The 1,052-nt window shown below is 37.2% G+C and carries 1 protein-coding gene; it reads left to right on the top strand.

Annotated elements, in window-relative coordinates:
* On the top strand, positions 1-1,052 hold a 1,052-nt coding region (locus A9O67_RS13545), incomplete at both ends, for an Ig-like domain-containing protein (protein WP_197484430.1).

Raw genomic sequence — 1,052 nt, 5'->3', positions numbered from 1 at the left:
ATGACAGGAGAAGAACTTTCTATTATCCGCAATTTAACCACGAAATACCCGCTAGAAAAAATAGTGATAGAAGCCCCTGAATTGATAGCCGCTGGGGGGGAAATACACCTTAATGGCAGAGAAAGTTCAGTAAAACTACCGTCTTATAAAATTGCCGACCATTCATTTAAAAACTCACAACTCAATCTTTATCGCTTAACCGTGACGGCTTATGACACTAATGGAAATGTCTCACCACAAGCAGAAACGTTAATTGAAGTTACCAACACAGGCGCTCTCACTATCACCCATAAGAATACCGCAAAAAGAAATAATGCTGTCGCTGATGGTAAAAATACAAATATATTCACTGTAGTAATTAAAGATACTCTTGGCCACCCAGTACCCAATGCGAAAGTCAATTTCACATTGCCTGCAAATCTTAATTCTATTAATCAAAAAAATACGGGATATTATTCATTACTTAATCATTTTATGTGGAAGGCTCAGGCAGAAAAATCAGTTTCTGACCAATCCCATAGCATCATCGCTAACAGTAAAGGTGAAGCTTCCATTCAATTTACTAGTTTGGTATCAGGAAGTTATGCAATAAAAGCAAATATTGAGCATGGTACAGAAATGACTGAGATGTATAACTTTAACTCCGATATTAGCCAGTCATTTATTGGTAGCATTGATATCATTCAAAACAATGCAGTGGCAGATGGGATCAGTAAAAACAAAATTAAACTGCATATTGTGAATAATAGCCGACAAAGCATCGCAGGGGCACGTGTTCACTTTGAAGCACCAAATGCCGTTATCACACCAACTAAATTGACTGATGAATATGGAAATACAGAATTAGAAATCAGCAGCTTAGTCGAAGGTTCTATAAATATCATTGCCACCCTGAATGGCGATAGTCGAACAATACAAGTTAACTTTCTAAGGAATGGATCTACGATAAATATTCACCCAAGTACTGGGACTCTTTTCAGATCTCCAGTAAATAAGCAAAATAGGCCTACACGCACGCCGTTAAGTTTGCTAAGGCAACTATTTCAAAAAAT

The organism is Tepidimonas fonticaldi (genome assembly GCF_001675355.1).
Taxonomy (GTDB): Bacteria; Pseudomonadota; Gammaproteobacteria; order Burkholderiales; family Burkholderiaceae_C; genus Tepidimonas; species Tepidimonas fonticaldi.
The sequence above is the reverse complement of the archived record's forward strand: the minus strand, read 5'-3'. Positions and strand labels throughout refer to the sequence as shown.